At 33.9% G+C, this 24739-nt stretch carries 23 protein-coding genes; all 23 read right to left on the bottom strand.

The annotated features are described in order from the left end of the window. Positions 1-282: 282 nt before the first annotated feature. On the bottom strand, positions 283-579 hold the full coding sequence (locus PHS07_01550) for a GIY-YIG nuclease family protein (protein MDD4607011.1): 297 nt from the start codon (positions 577-579) through the stop codon (positions 283-285). A gap of 493 nt (positions 580-1072) precedes the next feature. Continuing rightward, positions 1073-2476 carry a L,D-transpeptidase family protein gene (locus PHS07_01545; GenBank protein MDD4607010.1) on the bottom strand — a complete coding sequence of 468 codons (1404 nt, stop codon included), beginning with the start codon at positions 2474-2476 and terminating at the stop codon, positions 1073-1075. Between the two features lie 290 nt (positions 2477-2766). Beyond that, positions 2767-5520, bottom strand: a complete 2754-nt coding sequence (gene secA, locus PHS07_01540; protein MDD4607009.1) for a preprotein translocase subunit SecA — start codon at positions 5518-5520, stop codon at positions 2767-2769. Positions 5521-5928: 408 nt separating this feature from the next. Next, on the bottom strand, positions 5929-6279 hold the full coding sequence (gene raiA / locus PHS07_01535) for a ribosome-associated translation inhibitor RaiA (GenBank protein ID MDD4607008.1): 351 nt from the start codon (positions 6277-6279) through the stop codon (positions 5929-5931). A gap of 19 nt (positions 6280-6298) precedes the next feature. Continuing rightward, positions 6299-8056: an alanine--tRNA ligase gene (locus PHS07_01530; GenBank protein ID MDD4607007.1), complete on the bottom strand. Its 1758-nt coding sequence runs from the start codon at positions 8054-8056 to the stop codon at positions 6299-6301. A 79-nt stretch (positions 8057-8135) separates the two neighbouring features. Beyond that, the gene (locus PHS07_01525; GenBank protein MDD4607006.1) at positions 8136-8420 is read right to left on the bottom strand and encodes a hypothetical protein; all 285 of its coding nucleotides are present in this window, start codon (positions 8418-8420) and stop codon (positions 8136-8138) included. Between the two features lie 71 nt (positions 8421-8491). Then, complete coding sequence (gene mnmA / locus PHS07_01520) at positions 8492-9541, bottom strand: tRNA 2-thiouridine(34) synthase MnmA (GenBank protein ID MDD4607005.1); 1050 nt, start codon at positions 9539-9541, stop codon at positions 8492-8494. Between the two features lie 6 nt (positions 9542-9547). Continuing rightward, positions 9548-11500, bottom strand: a complete 1953-nt coding sequence (locus PHS07_01515) for a type IV secretion system DNA-binding domain-containing protein (GenBank protein ID MDD4607004.1) — start codon at positions 11498-11500, stop codon at positions 9548-9550. 7 nt (positions 11501-11507) lie between these two features. Further along, positions 11508-13001, bottom strand: a complete 1494-nt coding sequence (locus PHS07_01510; protein ID MDD4607003.1) for a hypothetical protein — start codon at positions 12999-13001, stop codon at positions 11508-11510. A 58-nt stretch (positions 13002-13059) separates the two neighbouring features. Further along, the gene (locus PHS07_01505) at positions 13060-14184 is read right to left on the bottom strand and encodes a sigma factor-like helix-turn-helix DNA-binding protein (GenBank protein MDD4607002.1); all 1125 of its coding nucleotides are present in this window, start codon (positions 14182-14184) and stop codon (positions 13060-13062) included. Between the two features lie 250 nt (positions 14185-14434). Beyond that, the gene (gene gatB, locus PHS07_01500) at positions 14435-16012 is read right to left on the bottom strand and encodes an Asp-tRNA(Asn)/Glu-tRNA(Gln) amidotransferase subunit GatB (GenBank protein MDD4607001.1); all 1578 of its coding nucleotides are present in this window, start codon (positions 16010-16012) and stop codon (positions 14435-14437) included. An 8-nt stretch (positions 16013-16020) separates the two neighbouring features. Further along, positions 16021-16644: a dTMP kinase gene (gene tmk, locus PHS07_01495; GenBank protein MDD4607000.1), complete on the bottom strand. Its 624-nt coding sequence runs from the start codon at positions 16642-16644 to the stop codon at positions 16021-16023. Positions 16645-16655: 11 nt separating this feature from the next. After that, positions 16656-18095, bottom strand: a complete 1440-nt coding sequence (locus tag PHS07_01490; protein MDD4606999.1) for an FAD-dependent thymidylate synthase — start codon at positions 18093-18095, stop codon at positions 16656-16658. Between the two features lies 1 nt (position 18096). Next, positions 18097-18651 (bottom strand): AAA family ATPase, encoded by a 555-nt coding sequence (locus PHS07_01485; GenBank protein ID MDD4606998.1) that lies wholly within the window; start codon positions 18649-18651, stop codon positions 18097-18099. A gap of 15 nt (positions 18652-18666) precedes the next feature. Then, positions 18667-19188: a deaminase gene (locus PHS07_01480; GenBank protein MDD4606997.1), complete on the bottom strand. Its 522-nt coding sequence runs from the start codon at positions 19186-19188 to the stop codon at positions 18667-18669. 87 nt (positions 19189-19275) lie between these two features. Further along, positions 19276-19461 carry a hypothetical protein gene (locus PHS07_01475; protein ID MDD4606996.1) on the bottom strand — a complete coding sequence of 62 codons (186 nt, stop codon included), beginning with the start codon at positions 19459-19461 and terminating at the stop codon, positions 19276-19278. 153 nt (positions 19462-19614) lie between these two features. Further along, positions 19615-20262 (bottom strand): 50S ribosomal protein L1, encoded by a 648-nt coding sequence (rplA, locus tag PHS07_01470; protein MDD4606995.1) that lies wholly within the window; start codon positions 20260-20262, stop codon positions 19615-19617. 22 nt (positions 20263-20284) lie between these two features. Then, complete coding sequence (gene rplK / locus PHS07_01465; protein ID MDD4606994.1) at positions 20285-20710, bottom strand: 50S ribosomal protein L11; 426 nt, start codon at positions 20708-20710, stop codon at positions 20285-20287. 44 nt (positions 20711-20754) lie between these two features. Then, entirely contained in the window at positions 20755-21300 is a 546-nt protein-coding gene (gene nusG, locus PHS07_01460) for a transcription termination/antitermination protein NusG (protein ID MDD4606993.1), read from the bottom strand. Between the two features lie 7 nt (positions 21301-21307). Beyond that, positions 21308-21493 (bottom strand): preprotein translocase subunit SecE, encoded by a 186-nt coding sequence (gene secE, locus PHS07_01455; protein ID MDD4606992.1) that lies wholly within the window; start codon positions 21491-21493, stop codon positions 21308-21310. A 140-nt stretch (positions 21494-21633) separates the two neighbouring features. Continuing rightward, positions 21634-23676: a DNA topoisomerase (ATP-hydrolyzing) subunit B gene (gene gyrB / locus PHS07_01450; GenBank protein MDD4606991.1), complete on the bottom strand. Its 2043-nt coding sequence runs from the start codon at positions 23674-23676 to the stop codon at positions 21634-21636. 147 nt (positions 23677-23823) lie between these two features. Beyond that, positions 23824-24180, bottom strand: a complete 357-nt coding sequence (locus PHS07_01445) for a hypothetical protein (protein MDD4606990.1) — start codon at positions 24178-24180, stop codon at positions 23824-23826. Between the two features lie 38 nt (positions 24181-24218). After that, the coding region (locus tag PHS07_01440) for a hypothetical protein (GenBank protein ID MDD4606989.1) at positions 24219-24739 on the bottom strand (521 nt) is incomplete at its 5' end.

Raw genomic sequence — 24739 nt, 5'->3', positions numbered from 1 at the left:
GGATCTGGAATCAGAAAAAACGTTTTTCTAAAAGAAACATCATAAGCACCAATAGATTCTGAAACAAGTTCAGTATGACACCTCTTGCTTTAACAGATGCTGAAACATCCTCCGATTTGGCGGACTAGAGTTCAGCATGACACTTTAAGTATGTGTCATTGTGAGGAGGAGTCCGCCGACTCGGCAGACGACCGCGGCAATCCCGTCTCCGTGGTGTCATTGCGAGGAGGAGTCTGCCGACTCGGCGGGCGACTGTGGCAATCTCGTAAATCAACACCTCAACTACAATTCAAGACTCAAATCTCTCCAGCCTGGATTATATTTTTTAATAAACTGGAGTTTGTTTTGTCTTGAACCTGCTTTAATTTGTTTTTCACGTTCAATCGCTTCTCGGATGTCTTGATATGTTTCATAATAAACCAACTTATTAAGGTTATACTTTGAACTAAAACTTTGAAGATTAATTTTTGTTTTATGTTGAATAATACGCTCTCTTAAATTATCTGTGACGCCTGTATATAGAGTCGTATTACCTTTGTTAGTTAAAATATAAACGTAATTTTGTTTTTTAGAAGTCATAAGGATATTTTTACGAGATTGCTTCGTCCCTCTCCTTTAGTAAAAGGAGAGGGCTCGCAATGACCCTGAAAAAGTGTCATTGCAAAAGAATCCACCGATTTGACGGTGACGCCTGCCCGCCGACTAACAGAAACGTAATCCCGTCCCCGAGGTGTCATTGTGATTATTTTTGTCATCCTGAATTTTATATTGTCATCCTGAATTTATTTCAGGATCTGTTGGCGCTCACTCCGTTTATTTAAATGAAACGTTCAACTTGATCACAGATGCTGAAACATCCTCCGATTTGGCGGACTAGAGTTCAACATGACACTTTAGATATGTGTCATTGCGAGGAGGAGTCCGCCGATTCGGCAGACGACGACGCGGCAATCCCGTCTCTATGGTGTCATTGCGAGGAGGAGGTAATTCGACGACGTGGCAATCCCGTAAATCAACGCTTCAATTATAATTCAAGTGAAGGCGACGTATCACCTTCGATAAAAATAATTATTTATTCCACCACCCTCACCTTATCCCCTGGATTCGCCCATTCATACAATCGCCCAGCTGCATCTAATGGTAAGCGCACACAACCATGCGATACGCGCTGACCAAGGTGATTTACCCCTTCGTGTACAATCCCCCAAGAATATTTCCAAAATGGCAAACCATGCAATCCCACGCCCGACCAAGTAATTTGCATCCAATGTGGCATGTATAAATTGTAAGCTTGAGAATATTTTTCTAAATCTTTATTTAAAATCGAAAAATCACCCAAAGGTGTTGGCATACTAATTTTGCCACTCGAAACTGGTTGTTGCTCAATCTGCAAACCTGTTTGAAAATATGTTAATTCTTGATCTGAAATATCAACTTGAATTAATTTATTAATAATCTCGTCTGTCTGAATAATTGTTTGATTTGGCAATGATAATAATTCTAAACCGGCTTTTGTTTGAACTGGTAAAATTTTAACTCCGGTTTTTAAGCTTTGATCAGCACCCCAAAAACCAGCATTAATTTTAGGTTGGCCATAACCATCTAAAATTCTGATATGCGGTGTGCCTCCAAAACCAGCGCTAGTGATAATTTCCTCTCGCCCATCTCTGTCCAAATCCGCTCCCCTAACCTTAACACCCCCTCTAAAACCTCGCGGATATGCTAACCAAGAATTAATTAATTTGCCATCAGCTTGAAAAATTTTAACCGCTGGATCTTGATTTATACCAGCACCAATTAAAATCTCATCTCGCCCATCACCACCTAAATCAACCGTGCCTATATTAAAACCTAGGTCTGTAATATTTTTGAAAGCTATAAATTGTTCTACTTCTTGCGCCCAAGCATTAAAAATTTTAATAACAAAATTATTATCTTGTTTAAAACCAGTTATAATTTCATCACGTCCATCGCCATCTATATCACCACCCGCCAATTCTACTCCCCATTTATAATCCTGATCTGTAACAAAAAAACCAGCGTTAACTTTAGGCTGTCCAAAACCATCAAAAACCCTAACGTGCGGTCCCCCGCCGATGCCTGGAGCAGTGATGATTTCTTTCAAACCGTCTTTGTCTAAATCAGCCGTCGCCACGTTAACACCGCATTTTAAGTGTTCGGCATACGCCAACCATGAATTAATCAAAGATCCATCCTGACGGTAAATTCTAACCTCTGGCTGACCGCTTAAACCCTGAGTGACTATTAATTCATCAATTCCATCGTTGCCCAAATCTAAAGTGGCTATATCTAAACCGGCTTTAAAATCTAGTTGCTGTAAAATAGTTGATTTAATTTTTTGACCAGCTAAATTAAAAAATTGCAATTCTGGTTGAATTACAATCTCAGCCCTAGTTAAGTTAGGTAAAGTTAGAATTAAAATTATTAAAAATAATATGGTTAAAATCTTTTTCATGGTGTAATCTTATATCTTTTTGATTAAGTCAGTCAAAGAGAAGGGAATGTGGGGATCCAGGACTTTGTGTCATCCTCACGAAAGTGGGAATCCAGTGTTAATACGAAAATATTCATTTTTAAAATAAGTTTTGTTGGATTTAGAAGACTTTTTTAGAGAAAAGTTAAAAGCGACCAACCCTGGATTCCCGCCTACGCGGGAATGACAACCCAGTCCCTACCACCTAATCCCTAATCCCTACAACCTACCCCCTACCACCTACAACCTAATTTCTAATACCTACCACCTAGTTAAACAATATACCCTTCTGCTTCATCTTTTTGCATGCAACACTTTTTATATTTTTTACCAGACCCGCAAGGACATTCATCGTTGCGCCCAATTTTACGACCATATTTATGTTTGATATCTTTTTTAATATTTTGTGATCGACCTGAAGTCTGAGTAGTACTTTGAAATTGATTATTACCTTGCTTATCTGGTGCCTCTAACTGTATTGACTGACTAGCTTGATCTAAAACACCCGGCGCAATTTCATCCGCTAAACCAATTTTATAAATACTATAGACGACTTGATTTTGAATACTATCCAACAAATGATTAAATAATTTAAAAGATTCTTTTTTAAACTCTACCAACGGCTCACGCTGACCATAACCACGCAAACCAATACCGGTTTTTAAATAATCAATAGCTTCCAAGTGTTCAATCCATAAAGTATCAATCGAACGCAATAAAATGCCCGCCTCCAACCGTCGCATTAATTTAGAATCATTAACTTTCTGCTCTAAACGTTCATAGGCTTTTTCGGCAAGTTGATATAAATAAATTTTTATTTTTTGAATTGAATCAACCTTGTCTGCAATCTGATTAATGATTTGAGTCAAATTAATCTGTTCTGCATTTTTTAATGGAAAAATTGTGGCTATAACTTTATAAATTTCATCTAGCTGGTGTTGACTCTTGTGATCATTTACTAGATGTAAATTTATAATTTGATCTATTTCCTGTTGAATCATTTTAATAATTTCTTGGCGACTATAATTTGAATCTACATCTTGAGATCGTAAAATTTCCCGCCGTTTACGATAAATAGTTTCGCGATGCTTATTAACAACGTCATCATATTCTAATAAATGTTTACGAATATCAAAATTTGAACCCTCAACTCGTTGTTGAGCTTTTTCAATTGATTTGGCAATTAACCTATTTTCTACCGGCATATCATCTGGTACACCCAAACTATTCATAACTGATTTCATCCGTCCCGAACCAAAAATTCGCATTAAATCATCATCCATTGAAACAAAAAATTGTGAAGAACCGGGATCGCCCTGGCGACCAGCTCGACCACGTAATTGATTATCAATTCGCCGAGCCTCGTGTCTTTCAGTGCCTAAAACAAATAAGCCACCAGCTTCTAAAACCTTTTGTTGTAATTTTTCATCAGGCGGATTGCCACCTAAAATAATATCCACTCCCCGACCAGCCATGTTGGTTGCAATTGTCACCGCTCCCGGCTGACCAGCCTGAGCAATAATTTCACCTTCACGTTGATGATTTTTGGCGTTTAAAATGTTGTGTTGAATACCTTCGCGCGCTAAAAGTTCCCCTAAAATTTCATTTTTTTCAATTGAAACTGTACCGACTAAAATTGGTTGACCTTTTTGACTGCGTTCTTTAATTTCTTTAACAATCGCTTGAAATTTACCAGATTCATTTTTATAAATCTTGTCAGTTAAATCCTGGCGTTGAACAACTTGATTAGTTGGAATAACCACCACTTCTAAATTGTAAACTTTGTCAAATTCTTCCGCACTCGTCACCGCCGTCCCCGTCATGCCAGCTAATTTAGTGTACATACGAAAAAAATTCTGAAAAGTAATTGTCGCCAAAGTTACGCTTTCGCGTTTAATCTCCACACCCTCTTTAGCTTCAATGGCTTGATGTAAACCTTGCGAATAACGTCGACCCGGCATCAAACGTCCCGTAAATTCATCCACAATCATTACCTCACCATCTTTAACAATATATTCTTTTTCTTTGTTAAATAAAGCTTTGGCTTTTAAGGCTGACTCTAGCTGATGAACAGTTAAGATGTCATTTTGTAACCACGGATCATCACCCAAAAAATTAACTATTTTTGATTGACCATCATCAGTAAAAGTCACTGACTTCATTTTTTCATCTACATTGTAATCTACATCAGGAATTAAGTTTTTAATTAATGAAGCAAATTTATAATATCTATCAGTTGATTCTTCGATTGCGCCAGAAATAATTAATGGTGTGCGCGCTTCATCAATTAAAATTGAATCAATTTCATCCACGATTACATAATTTAAATCTCTTTGAACCATCTCTGATAAACCTTGAACCATATTATCCCTTAAATAATCAAAACCAAATTCATTGTTTGTGCCATATACAATATCAGCTTGGTAAGCTTCTTGGCGAGTGACTGGTCGTAAAAATTCATCTTCAACTTTAAAGCTCTGGATAGCTGTTTCTTTTTTATCATCTAAATCGTCTGGCGGTTTTTGATAATTTGGATCATAAACAAAAGCTGCTTCATGCACAATACAGGCGGTGTTTAAACCTAGGGCATGATAAACCTTACCCATCCACACCGCATCACGTTTGGCTAAATAATCATTAACTGTCACCAAATGACAACCCTTGCCGGTCAAAGCGTTTAAATACAAAGGCAAAGTCGCAGCTAAAGTTTTACCCTCACCAGTTTTCATTTCAGCAATCTGTCCGCGATGTAAAACAATTCCACCAATCAATTGCGCATCATAATGCCGTTGTTTTAAATTTCGTTTGGCAGCCTCTCTAACGCAAGCAAAAGCCTCCGGCAAAAGATCGTCTAGTGCCTGACCATCTTTAATTTGTTGTTTGAATTTTTGAGTTTGATTTCTAAGTTCATCATTCGAAAAAGCCTCGAATTGAGATTCGAGTTGATTAATTTGATCAACCAAAGGTTTTATTTTATCTACAATTTTTTGATTTGGATCACTAAAAATTTTTTTTAACAATGACATAAAAATTCTATCTAAAAATATATATCTAAATTTATACAAACAATTAGTGTCATCCTGAACTTGCCTTAGAGCCTTGCCCTGAGCTTGATTCAGGGATCTTTAAACGCTCATGACGCTTATTTTAAATAACAAATTTTATCCAGATCACAAATGCTGAAACATCCTCCGATTTGGCGGACTAGAGTTCAGCATGACACTTCTTGCGCTAACAGATGCTGAAACAAGTTCAGCATGACATTTTAGGAGGTGCTAATAAACGCTAAAATAAATTCAGTATGACAGAATTGTGTCATTCTGAGCCCCCGATGTCATCCTGAGTTTTTGTATTGTCATCCTGAATTTATTTCAGGATCTGTAATCAAGTAAGACGTTTTAATTAAAAATCAACGTTACAAAATTAACCGTGTTTTATCTACCGAAAAATTCTCCAATTTTACGCAAATAACGGCGATGGCGATTGCGATTATCTATTTTAGTCTTATATTTTCTAACTTCACGTAATAATTTATTAATCACTTCATCAATCGCTGTCCATTTATTACTAGCTCTTTCAACGGCTCTTAAAATTTGTTTGGGCACGTGTACATTAATTTCCACTCGATAAATTTCATCTTTTTTGTGAGCATCATTAGTGCTTAAATCGACATGCACGTCAATGACTTGTTCAAAATGTTTTTTGACTAATTTTAACTTTTCCTCGATATAATTTTTAGTCTCTTGGTCTAAGTCAAATTTACGAGTGTAATAGTGGATGTTCATAATTTTAAAATTTAATTAATTATTTTAGAATTGCCTTAATCCGCCTAATCCCGGCAGATGAAGACTCTTCTTTAATTATTTTAAACTCACCCAATTCGTTGGTATTTTTAATATGCGGACCACCGCAAATTTCTTGACTAAATTCTCCCACCGAATAAACCTTAACTTTATCGCCATATTTTTGTTCAAACAAACCAATCGCACCTTGTTGTTTAGCTTCCGCAACTGTCATTTCTTCGCACTTAACTGGCAAACCTTTTTTTATTTGTTCATTAACTATATTTTCAACTTGTTGAATTTGTTCAGGTGTCATTTTATCTCCATGTGAAAAATCAAAACGTAAACGTTCAGCTGTGATATTACTCCCCTTTTGTTCAACATGCTCACCCAATACTTGTCTTAAAGCTTGATGCAATAAATGCGTCGTTGTGTGATATTGAGTGGCTATTTCTGAATGATCAGCCAAGCCACCCTTAAAACGTTTTTCTGCACCCTGGCGAGAAAGATTTTGATGGTGTTTAAACTCTTCATTAAAGTCTTTTGAATCTATATTAAATCCTTGCTCGTTGGCTAATTCTTGTGTCATTTCAAAAGGAAAACCATAAGTAGAAAATAGAATAAAGGCTTCATGACCGGATATTTTTTTTTGCTGAGCCATTTTTTCAAACTCTTTTATGCCCTTTTCTAGAGTTTGATTAAATTTTTCTTCTTCTCTAACTAATTGTTCAATTATAAAATCTTGATTCTTTTTTAATTCAGGATAAATTTCAGACATTAATTTTATTACTCTTTCAGCTACCTTAAAACAAAAAATACCTTGAATTCCTATTTGATGACCATAACGAATTGCTCGTCGAACCAATCTACGTAAAACATAGCCCTGATCAACATTGGATGGCTCAACCCCCTTTTGGTCGCCTAAAATAAACGTAGCTGAGCGTAAATGATCAACAATAATTCGCATTGATTTTTGAATCACTATATCTTGATTATATTTTTTATTACTTAATTTTTCTACTTCTTCAACAATTGGCCAAATATGCGGACAATGATAAGCATCGTCATAATTATTCAACACTGCCACTGTTCTTTCTAATCCCATGCCGGTATCAATATTACGTTTTTCAGCTTTAAGATATTTTCCATCTAGCGTCTTATTATATTCCATAAAAACATCATTCCAAATTTCTACCCAATTGTCATTATCGTCATTAAAACTATCTGGTATCTGACCTTCACCAGTCCAATAAAACATTTCTGTGTCTGGACCACATGGGCCGGTCTGACCAGCTGGCCCCCACCAATTATTTTTTTTGGGTAATCTAGCAATGCGTTTTTCAGGTATACCTAAGTTTTTCCAAATTTCAAACGACTCGCTATCAAAGGGTGCATCTTCATCACCAGCAAAAACCGATACGGCTAATCTATTTTTGTCTAATTTTAGTTCTTGGGTTAAAAATTCCCAACTCATTTCAATGGCTTCCTTTTTCCAATAGTCATCTAAACTCCAATTGCCCAACATTTCAAAAAAAGTTAAATGCCAAGCATCACCAACTTCATCAATGTCGCCAGTCCGAATACATTTTTGGCAACTGGCTAAACGGGTACCTTGGGGATGTTTTTCACCCATTAAATACGGCACCAACGGATGCATCCCAGCAGTAGTAAATAAAACTGTTGGATCGTTTTCAGGAATTAAAGAAGCTGAAGGAATAATACTGTGTCCCTTCTGCTTAAAAAATTCTAAATACTTTTCACGTAATTTTTCAGCTGTCATATTCATATATATTGATTATAGCTTAATGTCTATTTTTTTTCAAGATAAAATAAAAAGGGGCGCATTGCGCCCCGTATCTCTATATGCCAACAATTTTTTTGATGGCTTCCATCTCCTCCTTTAACGCTTGATTTTCATCTCTCACCGCCAGAAACATTGGCAATACTTTTTCTATCCATGCCATAATTTCGGCTAGACTATAAGTCGAACCCAAACGTGGATATTTAGAGTTTAGAGCAGGATTAGATTTGTTTTCACTAGGCCTATTCTCGACTTCTCGAGCCACACTTGCTAGTTTTTCATAAACCTCCAGTAAGGACATTTTTAATTCTTCCATTATTGCTTTTACTTGTGATTCCGACATACATCCTCCTTTTTAAAGAGCTGTTTTGATTTCTACGAATTATATGCATTTTACATCTATCGTTTTTTTTGTCAAGCTTTTATCTCTCCCCCACCCAAAACTTGTTGCCCTTGATAAAAAACCGCTGACTGACCGGGCGTAACTGCGCGTTGTGGTTTATTAAATTCAAGTTGATAGCTTTTTGTTTTAGAAATATATTTTAAAATTGCCTCAGCCGGTTGATGACGATATCTGATTTTAACTTTAATTTTGATTGGCAACTTTGGACTAGTACCACTTATCCAATTGATATTTTTAATTTTAACCTTTTGAGAAAATAAGACTGGGTCATTTTTAAAATTTGTCACCAATAAATCATTTTTAATATTTTTAACTACATACCATGGTCCACCAGCTAAACCGATATTTTTTCTCTGACCAATAGTATAAAATTGAATACCATTGTGTTGGCCTAAAACTTGGTTTGAATTAATATCAATAATTTTCCCTGGCCTAAATTCAATTTTAGATTTTAAAAATTTATCTAATTTAGTATTAATAAAACACACTTCCTGACTATCAACTGTATTTTTAAAAATTAAATTATTTTTTTGAGCTATTTTTTTTATTTCTATTTTAGTGTAATCCCCAACTGGAAATAAAATGTGTTTTAATTGAGATTGACTTAATTTATATAAAAAATAAGATTGATCTTTGTCTTTATCTTTTGCTTTCAATAATTGAACTTGATTATTTTGATATTTAACTTTAGCGTAATGACCAGTCGCAATATAATCAAAACCTTGTTTTTTTGCCAATTTAATAAATTGACCAAATTTAATTTTTTGATTACACACCACACATGGATTAGGTGTTAAATTTTTATCATAGGTTTGAATAAAATAATCCACTACCTGTTTTTTAAATTCTGCGTGCATATCCCAAACCTGAAAATCAATTTTTAATTGTCGACAAATCTGTCGGGCGTTCTTTTCTGTTTTTTTAAAATACGCCTCTTGTGATCTGACATGCCATAATTTAAAAAAGACTCCCGTTATTTGAAAGCCTGCTTGTTTTAATAATAATCCGGCGACCGCCGAATCAACCCCTCCTGACATAGCTAAACACACTTTTAAGGACATAGATACTTAATCTAAATTAACCACTTCACCCGGTTTTAAAACTTGCCGACGCGGTCGAGATTGACAACTCTGATCAACCTGAGGTTGCGCAACCGGCGAGGATTGATTAATAATTGGTTTAACTTCTGTTTTAGCTTCAACTTCTGCGGGTTGCAACTCAGGTTGATTTTTAACAATATTTTCATTCTGATTTTTATTTCCCCCAACTTCTGCTGGCTGACCATTAAAGTTGACCGGTTGTTTTTGACTTAATTCTTTTAAAGAAATAGGCCGACTAGCTTCTTTAACTTCCTGCTGTGGCTGAGTTAAAAAATCCTTTTCGCTAATAATACCTTGTTTATATTTTTTTAAACAATCTTTACAAAAAATTGGCCGTTTACCATCCGGTTCAAAAGATACGTGTGTTTTTTTGCCACACGCCCAACACTTAGCTTCATGTTGATAAGGAGTAAAATTAGTATTTTGATGTTGTTGAACAGGGTTGGTATTTTGATATTTTAAAGCATTAACAACTTTAGCTGATGATTCAGCTGGCCTATCTTTAAAATTTTGACGTTTAAAATTGGAGTTTGTATTTTGATTATCCGATTGAAATTTGTTATCTTTTTCATCAGGAATAACTTCACTCCAACGACTAATTTTATCTTCGATTACGGCGCGATCAGTTGAATATCTCTCACGCGATACCCGAATAATTTTATCAACTTGACTTTTTTCTTCTTTAAGAAGCGGTGGTAATGTTGTAGAACTAAAGGCATCGCTGGCTACACCATTAATCATTAATTTTAAATACGTATTATATTTAGGCAAATTAACTAAATCATTGGCTGTGAAAACCGGTTCAAATTCTTTTTCTAAAAATTCAGCATCGGCTGCACCAACTCTAAAAGTAATCAAAGTGCCTACGTTGCCAAAAACCGCATCGCGGACAATTTCTTCCATTTGAGTAATATACTGATGAGCTAAAGTTAAACATAAATGATATTTACGCGCTTCAGATAAAATATTAGCAAAAGACTCGGTAGCAAAATTTTGAAATTCATCAACATAAAGATAAAAATCATTTCTTTGATCTTCGGGCATATCAACCCGGCTCATAGCAGCTAATTGAATTTTGGTAATCATCATTGCACCCAATAAATGACTCGCATCCTCACCAATAGCTCCCTTAGATAAATTCATAATTAAAATTTTCCGCTGATCCATCAACTCACGAATATCAATTTTTGATTTGGTCTGACCAACAATATTACGAATTAGCGGACTTGATAAAAATTGACCTACTTTGTTTTGAATTGGAGCAACTGCTTCCGTTTGAAAACGATCTGGATAGCGCGAATATTCGTCTACCCAAAAAGATCGCACCACCGGATCACTTAAATTAGCAATAACTTTTTTACGAAAAGCTTTGTCGGTCAACATCCGCATAATTCCCAATAAAGTTGAGCCTGGATATTCTAATAAAGCTAAAATAGCATTACGTAAAACATATTCCAAGCGCGGACCCCACGAATCGGCCCAAATTTTTTGGAAAACTCCCACCAAACCTGAAGCGACCAAATGTCTATGTTCTAAAGGAACCTGTTCCATCACATTAAAAGAAATTGGAAAATCAATATCTTGAGGATTAAAATAAATAACATCATTAATTCGACTAGACGGTACAAATTCCAACATTTTTTCAGCATATTCGCCGTGTGGATCGACTACGCCAACTCCATGACCATTTCGGATATCAGCTATGGTCATATTTTCCAATAAAACTGTTTTACCCATACCAGTTTTACCAATTACATACATATGTCGACGGCGATCATCTTTCTTAATTCCAAATTTTACCCGTTGATTACGGAAATTGGTTTCAGCAAAATAAGTCACTTCATCTTTTAAAACTTGGTTGGAAGTTTCTTCGTGTTGTGACGTTTCGTTTAATTTAATTGTTTGATTGTCCGTTTCCATAAAAAATTTAAATTGGTAAATTTGCCGGTGGCACGTCAGATTTTTCCTTTTCGTCTGTCGGCTGATCAGAAGTAGGTTTATCTTTCACCGCTGTTGATGACTCTGAAATTGGTAAAAACGCTGGCATAGCTTCTTCTTTAATTACTCCCTGCAATTCTGGCAAATCGACTTCAGCCTGAGTTGGTAAACTAAATGGTGCTTCAGCTCGACGCATTTCAGTTGTTTTTAATAATGGCGCCTTAACACCCTTCATTGGAAAATGAAACAAAGTCGCTAATTCTTCAATATTTAAAACATAGCCCTTTTCGGTATCCATCCAGGCTTTGCGTTTTTTATAATATTTTAAAATATTTTTTTTCTTCTTCTCTAATTTTTTTTCTTTTCGAAAACCTTTAGCTGAAGTTTTTTTCTTACTATCTGGCTTAAAACCGTTCATATCTAAAGTGTTAAATTGTTTGATAGCTCCAACCAAGGAACCAATCACTCGCGCTTTGGAAAAAATATCTTTTTCAGCTAAATAAACAACCCTAAATTTAACCTTGAAAGGAATCTTTGATAATTTGTGTTGCATAGCTTCTAGTACATGTTTTTCTCCCGGAGTTAGATATTGTAATTTATTGGGCGAATCTTCTTTTTTTTGAGGACTATTTTCAAACTGTCCAAAAGTTTCAAAAGTTAAACCAGCATATGGAATTTCTACCGCCGTTCGACCGACATCACCAATTAAACTTAATGGCCACATGTACCAAGCATTTTTAGCTTTTGGCTTAGCACCAATTAGCTTATTAATCGATCTACGACCACGATCTTGCCAATCTTTGCCATCGGTTGTGCTGACGACCCATTGAACCCATAATTGTTCGCCTCGACCAACCTTACCTAAAGACTCAAGCAAGGCGGCCATTGAATCTTTAAATTGATCTTCACTGGTTTTATCTTCAAATTCTGGATAAGTTCTGATCGGGTAAGCATCTTCGTTATATAAAATAAATTCAGTTCCCCAAAGATCATAATTAGAATTATTGGAATCAAAATCATCAGGCAAATATTGGATATAATCCTCCACCTCAGTAATTTCTGCATCTGAATATTGAGCATAAATGGCCGCTTCCACTAAATCACGATAATCTTCGGGTGTGCGAATTAAAAATTGAATATAACCTTCTAAACTAATAATTTCTAAACTAAAACGTGGTTGATGATAACCACGTAAATAGCGATCTTTCCAAGACCCCTCGTCTTCCACGCCAGCTAAATGAGCAAAAATCTGCTCAACTGCTTTTGGGCCTTGTTCGTTTAATTTAGGCACGTCGATAGCCAATAAAACATATTTAATACTGGATTCGTATTCTCGTCTAACTTTAATTAAATGATGTATCCAAATAAATCCAACTATAAAAGTTAATATAACCAACCAACCCCCATATACAAAGAATAACCAGGCTAACTCTGGGAGCGACATTGCCAATAAATCACCAATAAAAGTTAAATCAATGGTCATATTAAAATTATTTTTGTGTCTTTATTTTTATTAAACTAAAACAAACTGCGAATACTCTCTATTTATTTTTTTTAATAACATAATGATCTTTGTCATGCTTTTGAAAACGATCATTATTCATTAAAACACTTAAAACAGTTTGTTTTTTTATTGCTTTATGTTTCAAAACTTCTTTAATTAATTCTTCTTTATGAACTGGGCCACCACTTTCTGATAATATTTTTTCAATTACTTCTGCCGTAGTGCCAGATAAATAGCCCCATTCAGTTAATGCATAAACACCCCGACCCAATAGCATAAAACGACTATCAGCAATTAATTCATTGTGCACCGTGGGCGCGTGTACGCGTTTATTATCTAAACCACGGTCATTAATTAAAGCAGTTAATTCTCTAAAATGTAATGGCTTATTAGTTTCTTGCAAAACCACATAAACTTTATTACTGACACGTTTTAAATTTACCATTCCCCAAGAGACTAAACCCCATTCACCAAAAACAGTTCGATCTAAATATTTACTTACTCGCATATAAGACAAAATAGCATCTTGAGATAAATTCTGACGATTTTTTTTATAAATATCGGTTTCACGAAAATTATCCCATACAGCATCAATTTTCAAAACCCTGTCTTTATCTTTAAATAAATTAATAATGCCCTTGGTAATTTCTTCTAAATATTTAATTTGTAAACTTTTTAAACGCCAACTCTTTAAAAAATTACCAGTTGGCTTAATATCGATTATTCGATCATCGAACATTTTAGTTAAAACAAAAATTAAACTGCGACGATTTTCAGGAGTATCCTCTTTTTGTAAAACTTCTACCAATAAATCATTTTCTAATAAAACGCCATGATATTTTTCTAAAACCTTAACTACCATGTCGGCAATTGGCAAAATTGATTTGTGATATAAATCGGTTTTCTTAATTTTATCCACAGCGCGCTTCTCTATTTGACGAATACGTTCTCGAGTCAAACCATAAGACTTACCGATTTTATCTAAAGTTAAAACCTTATTTTCTTGAGATAAGTTTTCGTCTTTTTCTAAACCAAAATGTCGGACTAAAATGTCCTTTTCTTGGTCAGCTAAACCACTATTTAAGGCCTTTTGAATGTTGGCAAAAAGCATTAATTTGCCATTAGTTGAGGCTGTTGAGCTGGATATTTTCTTTTGAGTCATATTTTTAAATTAATAATTGATAATTTTTAAAAAATAAATCTTAAAATTATTATAACATATTGTTTTATTATATAACATAGCTAATTTTATGTCAAATAATTATAACATATTATATATAGCATATAGTAAAAATCTTGTCAAGCAAAAACTGGTGATATCAATCTTCGGATTTTTAAGTTATTTTGTAATTTTGTAATTTAAAAAATAAAAAAACTGACAAATATTGAGAGTTTAATTTATAAAATTTTATTTAAATTTTCAATCTTTCCTTCAAAAGATCCTCTACCACTTTTGGATTAGCCTTGCCTTGTGTCTCTTTCATTACTTGACCAATAAAAAATTTAATCAAAGGTTCCTTGCCTTGGCGATATTCTTCTGTTTGTTGCGGGTTATTTTTTATTACAACATCAACTATATCTAGTAAGTCCTCTGTTTTGCTAATTTGTCCAAGTTTTTTATCTTTCATAATGTGTGATGGGTCCGATCCGTTTTCAAACATTTCTTCTAAAATCGATTGCGCACTCGTACTATTAATTTTATTTCTGTAAATTAAGGTAATCAATTCGGCCATATTTTCTGGTGTAATCTGACAGTTTTTAATTTCAACTCCTCGATCATCTAAAATCTTTTTTAAACGAACAATAGACCAACCCGAGACTAAACGTGCTAATTTATCTTTTAATTCTGGCTTAATTTCATTTTGCTCACTCTTTAGCTCTTCCGTAGCAATTAACCAAGCTTTTAATTCCGAAAAAACTTTTTCAATATAATGAGCCAATTCTTCATGATTAACTAAAATTTCAACGTCTTCTAAATTTAAATTATATTCCTGGATAAAACGTTTCCTTTTGGCGAGAGGCAACTCAGGTAAATTATTTTCAAAATGTTCAACGTTTTTCTTTTTAATTTCTAAGGGGGGTAAATCTGGCTCTGGGAAATAACGATAATCTGATAAATTTTCCTTGCGACGTTGTTTAACTGTCACATTTAAATTTTCATCCCAACCGCGCGTTTCCTGTTGTTGTGGAATTTTATTTTTTTGCCATAATTCCGTTTGGCGCTTAATTTCATATTCTAAAGCCTTTTCAATTGATTTAAAAGAATTTAAATTTTTAATTTCTAGTTTAGCGTTTAAATCTTGGTTTAAAATTATTTTATTCTCTATTTGTGTCACCCAAGTCTGTTTTTGATCATGTTTATCTATTTCGATTAATTTATCTGTATCAATTAAAGAAACGTTCACGTCGCATCGCAGTTGACCCTTTTCCATATCAGCATCTGACACATCTAAATAGCGCATAATTAATCTTAGCTCTTGCATAAAAATTTTAGCTTCTTGTGGTGTACGAATGTCGGGCCTAGTGACTATTTCAACTAACGGCATACCGGCACGATTAAAATCTAATAAACTTTCTTCGCCAGCAAGTGGATGAATTAAACGAGCTGAATCTTCTTCTAAGTGGACTCTTTCAATGTGGATTTTTTTTAATTGACCGTCAATATTAATTTCCAAAAAACCATCTTCGGCCAAAGGCACATCATATTGACTAATTTGATAACCCTTGGGTAAATCTGGATAAAAATAATTTTTACGGTCAAATTTATTCCATAAATTAATTTTACAATTTAAAGCTAAGGCAATTTTAATTCCCCAATCAATCGCTTGCTGATTCACTACTGGCAAAACGCCTGGTTGACCAGTGCACACGGGACAAATATTAATATTTGGATTATCTTCATCTACAACATTTAAACACGAGCAAAACATTTTTGACTCGGTTTTTAATTGCACATGTGTTTCTAAACCAATAATGGGCCTTAATGTCATAATTTTATTTATTTTTTTATTAATAAATTATCAACGATTTTAATAATATCTTGACTAATATTTTCAACCTCTTGATTAGCATCAACAATTTGCCAATTATTAAGTTTTTTTGATAATTCTAAATACCCCTCTCTTACTTTTTGATGGAAATCCATTGTTTCAGTATCAATTCTATTTAAATCTTTACCACGCCTTTTAATGCCAATAATCGGATCAACATCTAATAAAATTACTAAGTCAGGTTCTAAATAATTCTTTGCCCAATCGTTCCACTCTTTTATTTTATCTAAATTCAAGCCACGCGCAAAATGCTGATACGCAAAAGTTGAACCATCAAAACGATCACACAAAACTATTTTTCCGCTTTCTATGGCTGGTTGAATAATTTCTTTAACATGCTGAGCTCGAGCTGCTAAAAACAGAAAAAGTTCAGTTTTATTATCAATTGATTTATACTCTGGATCAACCAAAATATGACGAATAGCTTCTGCTAATGGACAATTTACTCCACCAGGTTCACGTGTTAAAATAATTTGATATCCTTTCTTTTCTAAATAATATTTTAAAAGTCTAATTTGAGTGGTCTTGCCACCACCCTCACCACCTTCAAAAACTATAAATTTACCTGACATAAAAAATTTAATTAAGTATGAGCGCCAATTCCCTCTAAATTGACGCGAATATATTTAGCTAAAAAAGGATGAACCTTTTCAATTTCTTTAAAACACAATTGAGCAATTTTACGATAAGACGCATGACCAGCTCCCCCACTCCGCAATTTTATAAACCAATGTAACTCCCTTAAATTCCAAGTATACAAAGTTCTTTTTCTAAAAGCTAATGGTAAAATATATTGTGCTTCTAATCTATATTTTTCTTGTAATTTTAAATTTAAATCTTGAGCCTTTTCCATAGCAGATATATATTGATCTTGTAAATTCGCCTCTTGGATTTCTTCTGGAATATCATAACCATAATCAGCAGTTAAAATTTGATTAGTCTGGGTACACATCCGATGACGCTGAATATCTCGAAACGCTCCATAGTCAATTAAAATATCAAAAGTATAAGCAATATGTTCCAATTCACGAATTGGCCAGTCATGTTCTGTTATTTGATTTAAAGCTTGATCAATAATTAATTGTTTGTCTTGATCTGACATATTTTTAACTTGCTGTTCAATCTGCCGATAGGATAAATTAGCATTTTTATATAATAACGCAATGGCCAATTTAATTTCGGCTTGTGGGTCATAATTAACCAACGCTACTGGTTGTTGATCAATATCTTGTGGTTTTAAATTTGACTGACTAATTTTTAAAAGTTGATCTTGCGTTTTTTGTAAATAATCATTTTGATCGGCATATTTAATCAAAGTTGGAACCTCTAATTGAGCCGCTTGTTTAAGTTCTTCGCCGATGTCTTTAATTTCTGTCAAAGTTTGTGACTTCATTTTACAAATAGCATGTTCTAAATTACGCGCATTAACCGTCATACCTAAATTAGTTAAAGTGGCGACCGGCAAAAGATAACGTATATTGTCAAAAACTCTTGCTTTGGCAATAGAATTATATACACCCTCGATGATTCCGTCTTCACGCGGATATTTATTTTTAATAAATTCCGTCATGGGCGCTAATAGATTTTCATAGGTTTTAAATAAATTATCTAGAACTTGAATATATTCATCTTTAAATTCGGAATTAATAATTTCCGGTGGGCAATAATAACGATAAGGAGTTAAAATATTTTTTTGACCTAATAATTCTGGATGAGCGCTAAAATCTTGATAACGGGTTGATTTTTCAGTATACGAAGCCAAACGATTATCTTCAATAAACTTTGACGCTAAAATTGACACATTTTCAAAAGCAATCGACAAAACTGCGTGCTCGGCCACTGAAGAATGACCATAGCCTACCACCCACTTTTCATGAAACTCGGCCGATTTTTCTTCGGTTAATTCGGTGGCAATTTCTTTAAAAGATTTTGGCGAACGACTGCATTTAGCAAAAGTTACTGCTTTAACTTCTGGGGTTAAATCTTTTAATAAATAAATTTGACGTTGATTATAATTTTGCATATTAATTTGATGAAATCTTGTTTAGAATCTGATCAATTTGTTGATATAAATTTTCAAAATCATCATTATTTTCTAATTTAAAATCAGCCAATTTTATGCATGCTTGTAAATTTTGTTTATTAGGATCGTCTGACTTCATCTCTCGTTCTTCGTCTTCTAAAAATTTTTCAAAACTAATATTGTCAGTTGAACTTTGACGCTGAAAAACTCTTCTGTATCTAATTTCTGGATCAGCGTCAACAGCTAATAAATAAAATTCACCTTTATTTTTTAAACTTTCAACCTCACCAACTGTACGCAAACTTTCAATAATCGCCGGTTGATTTAAGGTTTGAGCTTGTTTAAAAAGTTGTTCAGCTAAATAACTAGGTGAATTTTTTTCTCGCAAGTCATTAGCGACTTGTACCATACTGTCGCGATTAATTTCTAAACCACGTTTTTTTATTTCTTCAGTTAAATAAGCTCGCACCGAATAGTGCTTAAAACCTTTTTTTAATAAATATTCAACAATTGTGCCTTTGCCAGCACCCAAGGTGCCAGTGATACCAATTATCATATTATTTTTATTTAATTATTTTTGTTTAAAATCGGGAACTTCTCCTCCCCACAATTCATCTAAATATGTTTGACCATTAATATTTCTAAAATCTAAATCTTGAATTGATTTAACTAATCGCGTGACTGCTTCCTTGGCATCATCTTGAACTCCATTACCCAGTGTACCACTTTTAACCATCACATTTTCATAAATTATAGTTCGAATGCCAGTTTGTAAAATATATTTTAAACAATTTTCACAAGGCGCAACAGCCGAATAAAGTTTGCAACCTTTTAAATCCCTCTTGGCAAAAAGAATAGCATTAATTTCCGCGTGTAAAACTAGATGATATTTCATCGGACGTTCCCATGTCATATAACTTTCATCACAATCAGCCAACATACCATTATAGCCAAAAGAAATGGGCTTATTTTTTCCATCTACAATCACACAACCTACTTGCGAGGATGGATCTTTTGACCGCTTAGAGACTTCTTTGGCAATGTTTATAAAATATTCGTCCCAAGAAGGACAGTCTTTTCTTGCTTGTTGCATATTTTTAAAATTTAAATATTAGATTCTTTTATTTTAGCAAAAAAACATTAAAAAAGCAAAAAAACGAGTTGCTCTTCAACAACTCGCTTATGGTTTTTTGTTTCTTCTTTGAAGGTCTTCAATAATGACGTCGAAAATGAATTTTGGTAGTCCCCTAAATTCATCCAAGACTTGTTTTGCCACCTGACCCAAAGGGCAGTCTTGCTTAGACAACCACTTTAATGTCAGAATTGCTATACCCAAAAGAAAAAATATGGAAATTAAATCTTCCATTTTTACTCCTTTTATAAAATGTGCTTGTTTTGTTCTTATATTAATTTTAGCACATTTAAAATAAAATGTCAAGAGCAAATTTTTAATCACACAAATAAGAAAGCGACACGTCGACGTGTCGCCTTCTATTAAATAAAATATAATCAACTCTATCTACATCTCTACTTTTAAACTTTTGCCCATAGTTGAACACATGGTAATTTTTTTAATATAATTACCCTTAACACCAGCCGGCTTAGCTTTAATAACAGCTTCAATAAATTTCTGGGTATTTTCAATTAATTTTTCTTTATCCCATGACATTTTACCAACTGCCTGATGAATTATACCTGAATCATCATTTTTAAAATTAATTTTACCTTTTTTTAATTCTTCAATCATACCAACGACATCATCACTAACTGTGCCATTTTTGGGGGCTGGCATTAAACCACGTGGACCCAAAACTCGAGCAACTTGTGCCATGTCTTTCATTAAAGCTGGTTCAGTAACTAAAACATCAAAATCACATTTTTTGGTTTTTTTTATCTCTTCAATCAATTCTGGACCGCCCACTATATTAGCGCCAGCCTTTTTAGCTTCAGCTTGTTTGGCAGGGTTAACAATAGCCGCAATGGTTAATTTTTTACTAGTGCCATGAGGCAAGACTACGTTTCCGCGAACCTGTTGTTCAGTTTTTTTAACATTAATACCTAAACGTAAATGCAACTCAATTGTTTCATCAAATTTAGCTACTGGATTTTTTTTAATTACATCCACTGCTTCTTCTAAGGCATAAATTTTATTTGTATCGATTTCCATATTAAAAATTTATTTATTAATTTTAATCTTTAACTTCTAAACCCATTTGTCGAGCCGTGCCCTCAATAATTTTCATTGCTTGGTCAACGTTATTGGTGTTTAAATCTGGTAATTTAGTTTCAGCAATTTGTCTTAATTGACTTTTACTAACTTTAGCTATTTTTTCTTGTAAGGGCTTGCTGGAACCCTTCTGAACTCCAGCTGCCTTTTTTAATAATTCAGCCGCTGGTGGAGTTTTGCAAATAAAATCAAAACTTCTATCTTCATAAACCGTAATTTCAACTGGAACCACATCACCCATTTTGTCACGTGTTTTATCGTTGAATTGTGTACAAAAATCTTGAATATTTAAACCATGTTGACCCAAAGCTGGACCAACGGGAGGAGCTGGATTAGCTTGTCCACCTGAAATTTGTAATTTTATAATTGTCTTTATCTTTTTTGCCATATATTTTAATATCATTAAATTTTAATAATTCATCTGTGAATTAATTAAAGTTTTTTAATTTGTAAATAATCTAGTTCAACTGGCGTTTCTCTGCCAAACATATTAATTAAAATTTTGACTGTCCCCTTTTCTTTATTAATTTCTGAAATTTTGCCTTCGGAATCTTTAAATGGACCATCGACGATTCTAACTGGCGTTCCTTTTTTAATATCAATTTTATATTCTGGCTCTTGAACGCCCATTCGCTTTTGTAGTTCAGCAATTTCTTCATCAGAAACTGGCGTTGGAACCGTCCCCGCACCAATAAAACCGGTGACATTGGGAGTGTTTCTAACTACATACCATGAATCATCGGTCACTACCATTTCAACCAAAACATAACCTGGAAAAATCTTTTCTTCAATAATTGTTCTTTTACCATTTTTAATTTTAATTTTTTTTTCTTTGGGCACTATAATATCTAACACCTTATCTTCCATGTCCATGGATTTGATACGCTGTTTTAAGTTTTGTGCGACATTTTCTTCATAGCCCGAATAAGTATGAATAGCATACCATCGTTTACCTTCCTGTGATGTTTGTTTAGGCATATAAATTTTATTTTAATAATATTTCCAATAGTTTAGTTAAACCAAAATCTAACAGACCTAAAAAAGCGGCAGCAACAAAAATAACTACCACGATCATTACAGCATCCTTAGCGGTTTTTTCTTTGCCGGGCCAAGTTACTTTTTTAAGTTCGTGTTTAGATTCCTTAAAATAATTAAATAATTTGTTAGACATAAATTTGGTTTTTAAAAAGCCCTTTTCGGGCTAATCTATATTATTAATATAAATCAAAATTAAAAATAATACAAGTGGATAACCCCAAGACATGCAAAAATTTAAATATACAAATTTTTAAATAAATTATTTTAAAACTTTTAAATGTCTAAATTTTTGACTCGTTTAGCGTGAGTTTGAATAAAAATTTTTCGAGGCTGAACTTCCTTACCCATTAAAGTTTCGAAAATATGGTCGGCCTCTTCCGCGTCTTCAATTTTAACTTGTTTCAAGACACGATGGTCTGGGTTCATAGTAGTTTCCCATAACTGATCAGGATTCATTTCGCCCAAACCTTTATAGCGCTGAATATCTAATTTTGCTTCTAAATCGACCTTATCTTCTATTTCTTCATCATTAATTTCTTTTTTACTAAATCCGGTCTCTGCGTCCTGTTTTAGATTTTTAATCTCTATTGGTGTTTTTGTTTTAGCTAACTTATTTTTAAAACTAGTTAATTCTTCATCTGAATAAATATATTTTGATTCTTTACCACTTTTAACCTTATATAATGGTGGTTGAGCAATATACAGATTTCCCTGAATAATTAAATTTTGAAAATAACGGTAGAAAAGAGTTAATAAAAGCGTTTGAATATGTGATCCGTCAACATCCGCATCGGTCATAATAATAACTTTGTGATAACGTAATCTTTCTACTTCAAATTCCTCGCCAATACTAGTCCCCATGGCAATAATCAAAGATTTGATTTCTTCGTTAGCTAAAATTTTATCTAAACGTGTTCTTTCGACATTTAAAATTTTACCCCTTAGTGGTAGAATGGCTTGAAATTCACGATCGCGACCCTGTTTGGCTGAACCGCCAGCTGAATCACCCTCGACTATAAATAACTCACATTTTTCTGGTTCTTGATTAGAGCAATCGGCTAATTTACCAGGTAAAGTCATACCATCTAAAACGCCTTTACGTAAAACAGTTTCACGTGCGCTCTTGGCTGCCTGACGCGCTCGCGAAGCCAATAAACATTTTTTTATAATATTATTAGCGTCGGCTGGATTTTCTCTTAAAAAATCATTAAAAGCTTCAGCAAAAACAGTTTCAACAGCTGTTCGACCCTCGGGGTTGCCTAATTTACTTTTAGTTTGACCTTCAAATTGTGGATCCGGAACTTTAACACTAATAACTGCTGTTAATCCTTCACGAATATCATCACCGCTTAAATTATCTTCTTTATCTTTCAAAATCGCTTTTTCTCTGGCAATAGCATTAATGCTCCGCGTTAAGGCTGCTTTAAAACCAGACAAATGAGTACCGCCCTCAACCGTGAAAATATTATTAGCGAAAGTAAAAACACTTTCTTTGTATTCGTCAGTATATTGTAAAGCTACTTCAACTTTAATCCCCTCTGACTCTTTTTCAACGTAAAAAATGTTTTGTTGCTCTTTTTTATTATTATGATTTAAATGTTTAATATAGGAAATTAACCCACCTTCAAAATAAAAATTATATTCTTTAATTTCGTTTTGATTGCGTTCATCTCTGATTTTTATTTTAACGCCCTTGGTTAAATAAGCTTGCTGTCGTAAGTGAGTTAAAATAGTTTTAAAATTAAATTCTGTCGTTTTAAAAATAGTTTCATCTGGTTTAAAAATAACCGTTGTGCCATTTTCTGAAGTTTTGCCAATACTTTTAACTTTGGCTTGCGGTTTGCCAATTTTATATTCCTGAACATAAATTTTACCATCTCGACGAACTTCGGCCCGCAACCAAGTTGATAAAGCATTGACACAAGATATACCTACACCATGTAAACCGCCCGAAACTTTATAGGCGTTATTGTCAAACTTACCGCCAGCATGTAGTTTGGTCATGACTAATTCTAAGGCTGATTTTTTGGTTTGTGAATGAATATCAACTGGAATACCTCGACCATTATCACTAACACGAATTGCATTCTCGGGTAAAATTGCTACTTCAATAGAATCACAATAGCCCGCCATGGCTTCATCAATGGAATTGTCAACAGCTTCCCAAATTAAATGATGTAAACCTTCAATACCAGTCGAACCAATATACATCGCCGGACGTTTTCTAACTGGATCTAAGCCCTCCAATACAGTAATATCTTTGGCACGATAATCTGATTTTTTACTGATTTTATTTTCGGTTGATTGGTTTGACATTGTCGCTTCTTTGTTTGTTTTAGTCATATTAAAATATTCTCAATTATCTTTAAATTATAGCAATTTTTTAACTTAATTACAAGCCTTAAATCTAATTAAAAACAGACTTTGATTTTTTAGAATTAAGCCTGTTTTAAAAATAAAAATTTATTTTTTCCTAGTTTTAATTTTAGTTTCTGTTTTAGTTTTAATCTTGTCTTGTGGTTCTTGAGGTTTATCTAATTCAATTTTTACTCCACCAATCCAAGGCGCAACCAGATTATAAATCCAAGCACTCACGCCACCTAGAATAAAGCCACTTACCAAGCCAATGACAATCGCTAAAATGATTGTACTTAAAATCGACCAAACGGTAACTCCAGCCTGGCTAACCCAACTGAAACCAGAACCAATCACTGCTAGGATGATTAAAACTAAAATACCTACTAAATAAATTACCCCCAAAATTAGAGCGTAAATTTTGGCCGTAGATAAGGCGTTGATTTTTTTGATTTCTTGAATCATATTTTTTTGTTATTTATTTTTAAATTTTAAAATTAATTTTATTGTCGCCTCCACCACCGCTTCATCTTCTTTCCCCAATCCTTTTGCCAGAATAAAGCGATGAATAAGATAACGGCTAAAGCATACATATACCACGGCATAAAAGACATTAAGCAACCCACGGCACCAGCTAAAACACCCCAGGTGGTAGTTTCTTCGTCATCGTCGTTCTGAACTTCACTGGCTCGCGTGACAACCACACTTTTGGTAAGTTTTAAATAAGGACGTGGCGCTTGGGTTAAAATAATGTCGAGGGTGTCATCAAAGATGTCGGGATACTCAGGCGCTTGGGCTGACAAGATTAATTCCAAGGGTAAGTGGCCTGAATTGTAAAAAGTGTTAGCCTCGCCTTGATCGTTAGTCGTGACAATTGTTTGAGTTAAATAACCCATCTCGTCATCATCGTAAGTCAATCGTTCCATCTCTGGTGTGGGAATTAAATCTAAATGGATTTCAATGTTGGGTTGTTTTAATACGTCGCCATATTGATCAAATAAGGTGATACTAATGCGAGATCGTG

It is taken from the genome of Patescibacteria group bacterium (assembly GCA_028707495.1).
In the GTDB taxonomy this organism is placed as follows: Bacteria; Patescibacteriota; Patescibacteriia; order UBA2591; family JAQWAS01; genus JAQWAS01.
The sequence above is the reverse complement of the archived record's forward strand: the minus strand, read 5'-3'. Positions and strand labels throughout refer to the sequence as shown.

What these genes read in the sequence shown, in the direction of transcription:
- secA (MDD4607009.1), bottom strand. Translation starts at nt 5,520, where the DNA reads ATGTCATTGTTAAAAAAAATTTTTAGTGATCCAAATCAAAAAATTGTA.
- PHS07_01515 (MDD4607004.1), bottom strand. Translation starts at nt 11,500, where the DNA reads ATGGAAACGGACAATCAAACAATTAAATTAAACGAAACGTCACAACAC.
- rplK (MDD4606994.1), bottom strand. Translation starts at nt 20,710, where the DNA reads ATGGCAAAAAAGATAAAGACAATTATAAAATTACAAATTTCAGGTGGA.
- tmk (MDD4607000.1), bottom strand. Translation starts at nt 16,644, where the DNA reads ATGTCAGGTAAATTTATAGTTTTTGAAGGTGGTGAGGGTGGTGGCAAG.
- gatB (MDD4607001.1), bottom strand. Translation starts at nt 16,012, where the DNA reads ATGACATTAAGGCCCATTATTGGTTTAGAAACACATGTGCAATTAAAA.
- gyrB (MDD4606991.1), bottom strand. Translation starts at nt 23,676, where the DNA reads ATGTCAAACCAATCAACCGAAAATAAAATCAGTAAAAAATCAGATTAT.
- PHS07_01545 (MDD4607010.1), bottom strand. Translation starts at nt 2,476, where the DNA reads ATGAAAAAGATTTTAACCATATTATTTTTAATAATTTTAATTCTAACT.
- PHS07_01510 (MDD4607003.1), bottom strand. Translation starts at nt 13,001, where the DNA reads ATGACCATTGATTTAACTTTTATTGGTGATTTATTGGCAATGTCGCTC.
- PHS07_01550 (MDD4607011.1), bottom strand. Translation starts at nt 579, where the DNA reads ATGACTTCTAAAAAACAAAATTACGTTTATATTTTAACTAACAAAGGT.
- PHS07_01530 (MDD4607007.1), bottom strand. Translation starts at nt 8,056, where the DNA reads ATGACAGCTGAAAAATTACGTGAAAAGTATTTAGAATTTTTTAAGCAG.
- PHS07_01445 (MDD4606990.1), bottom strand. Translation starts at nt 24,180, where the DNA reads ATGATTCAAGAAATCAAAAAAATCAACGCCTTATCTACGGCCAAAATT.
- PHS07_01480 (MDD4606997.1), bottom strand. Translation starts at nt 19,188, where the DNA reads ATGCAACAAGCAAGAAAAGACTGTCCTTCTTGGGACGAATATTTTATA.
- PHS07_01505 (MDD4607002.1), bottom strand. Translation starts at nt 14,184, where the DNA reads ATGACTCAAAAGAAAATATCCAGCTCAACAGCCTCAACTAATGGCAAA.
- nusG (MDD4606993.1), bottom strand. Translation starts at nt 21,300, where the DNA reads ATGCCTAAACAAACATCACAGGAAGGTAAACGATGGTATGCTATTCAT.
- secE (MDD4606992.1), bottom strand. Translation starts at nt 21,493, where the DNA reads ATGTCTAACAAATTATTTAATTATTTTAAGGAATCTAAACACGAACTT.
- raiA (MDD4607008.1), bottom strand. Translation starts at nt 6,279, where the DNA reads ATGAACATCCACTATTACACTCGTAAATTTGACTTAGACCAAGAGACT.
- PHS07_01490 (MDD4606999.1), bottom strand. Translation starts at nt 18,095, where the DNA reads ATGCAAAATTATAATCAACGTCAAATTTATTTATTAAAAGATTTAACC.
- rplA (MDD4606995.1), bottom strand. Translation starts at nt 20,262, where the DNA reads ATGGAAATCGATACAAATAAAATTTATGCCTTAGAAGAAGCAGTGGAT.
- mnmA (MDD4607005.1), bottom strand. Translation starts at nt 9,541, where the DNA reads ATGTCCTTAAAAGTGTGTTTAGCTATGTCAGGAGGGGTTGATTCGGCG.
- PHS07_01485 (MDD4606998.1), bottom strand. Translation starts at nt 18,651, where the DNA reads ATGATAATTGGTATCACTGGCACCTTGGGTGCTGGCAAAGGCACAATT.
- PHS07_01525 (MDD4607006.1), bottom strand. Translation starts at nt 8,420, where the DNA reads ATGTCGGAATCACAAGTAAAAGCAATAATGGAAGAATTAAAAATGTCC.
- PHS07_01475 (MDD4606996.1), bottom strand. Translation starts at nt 19,461, where the DNA reads ATGGAAGATTTAATTTCCATATTTTTTCTTTTGGGTATAGCAATTCTG.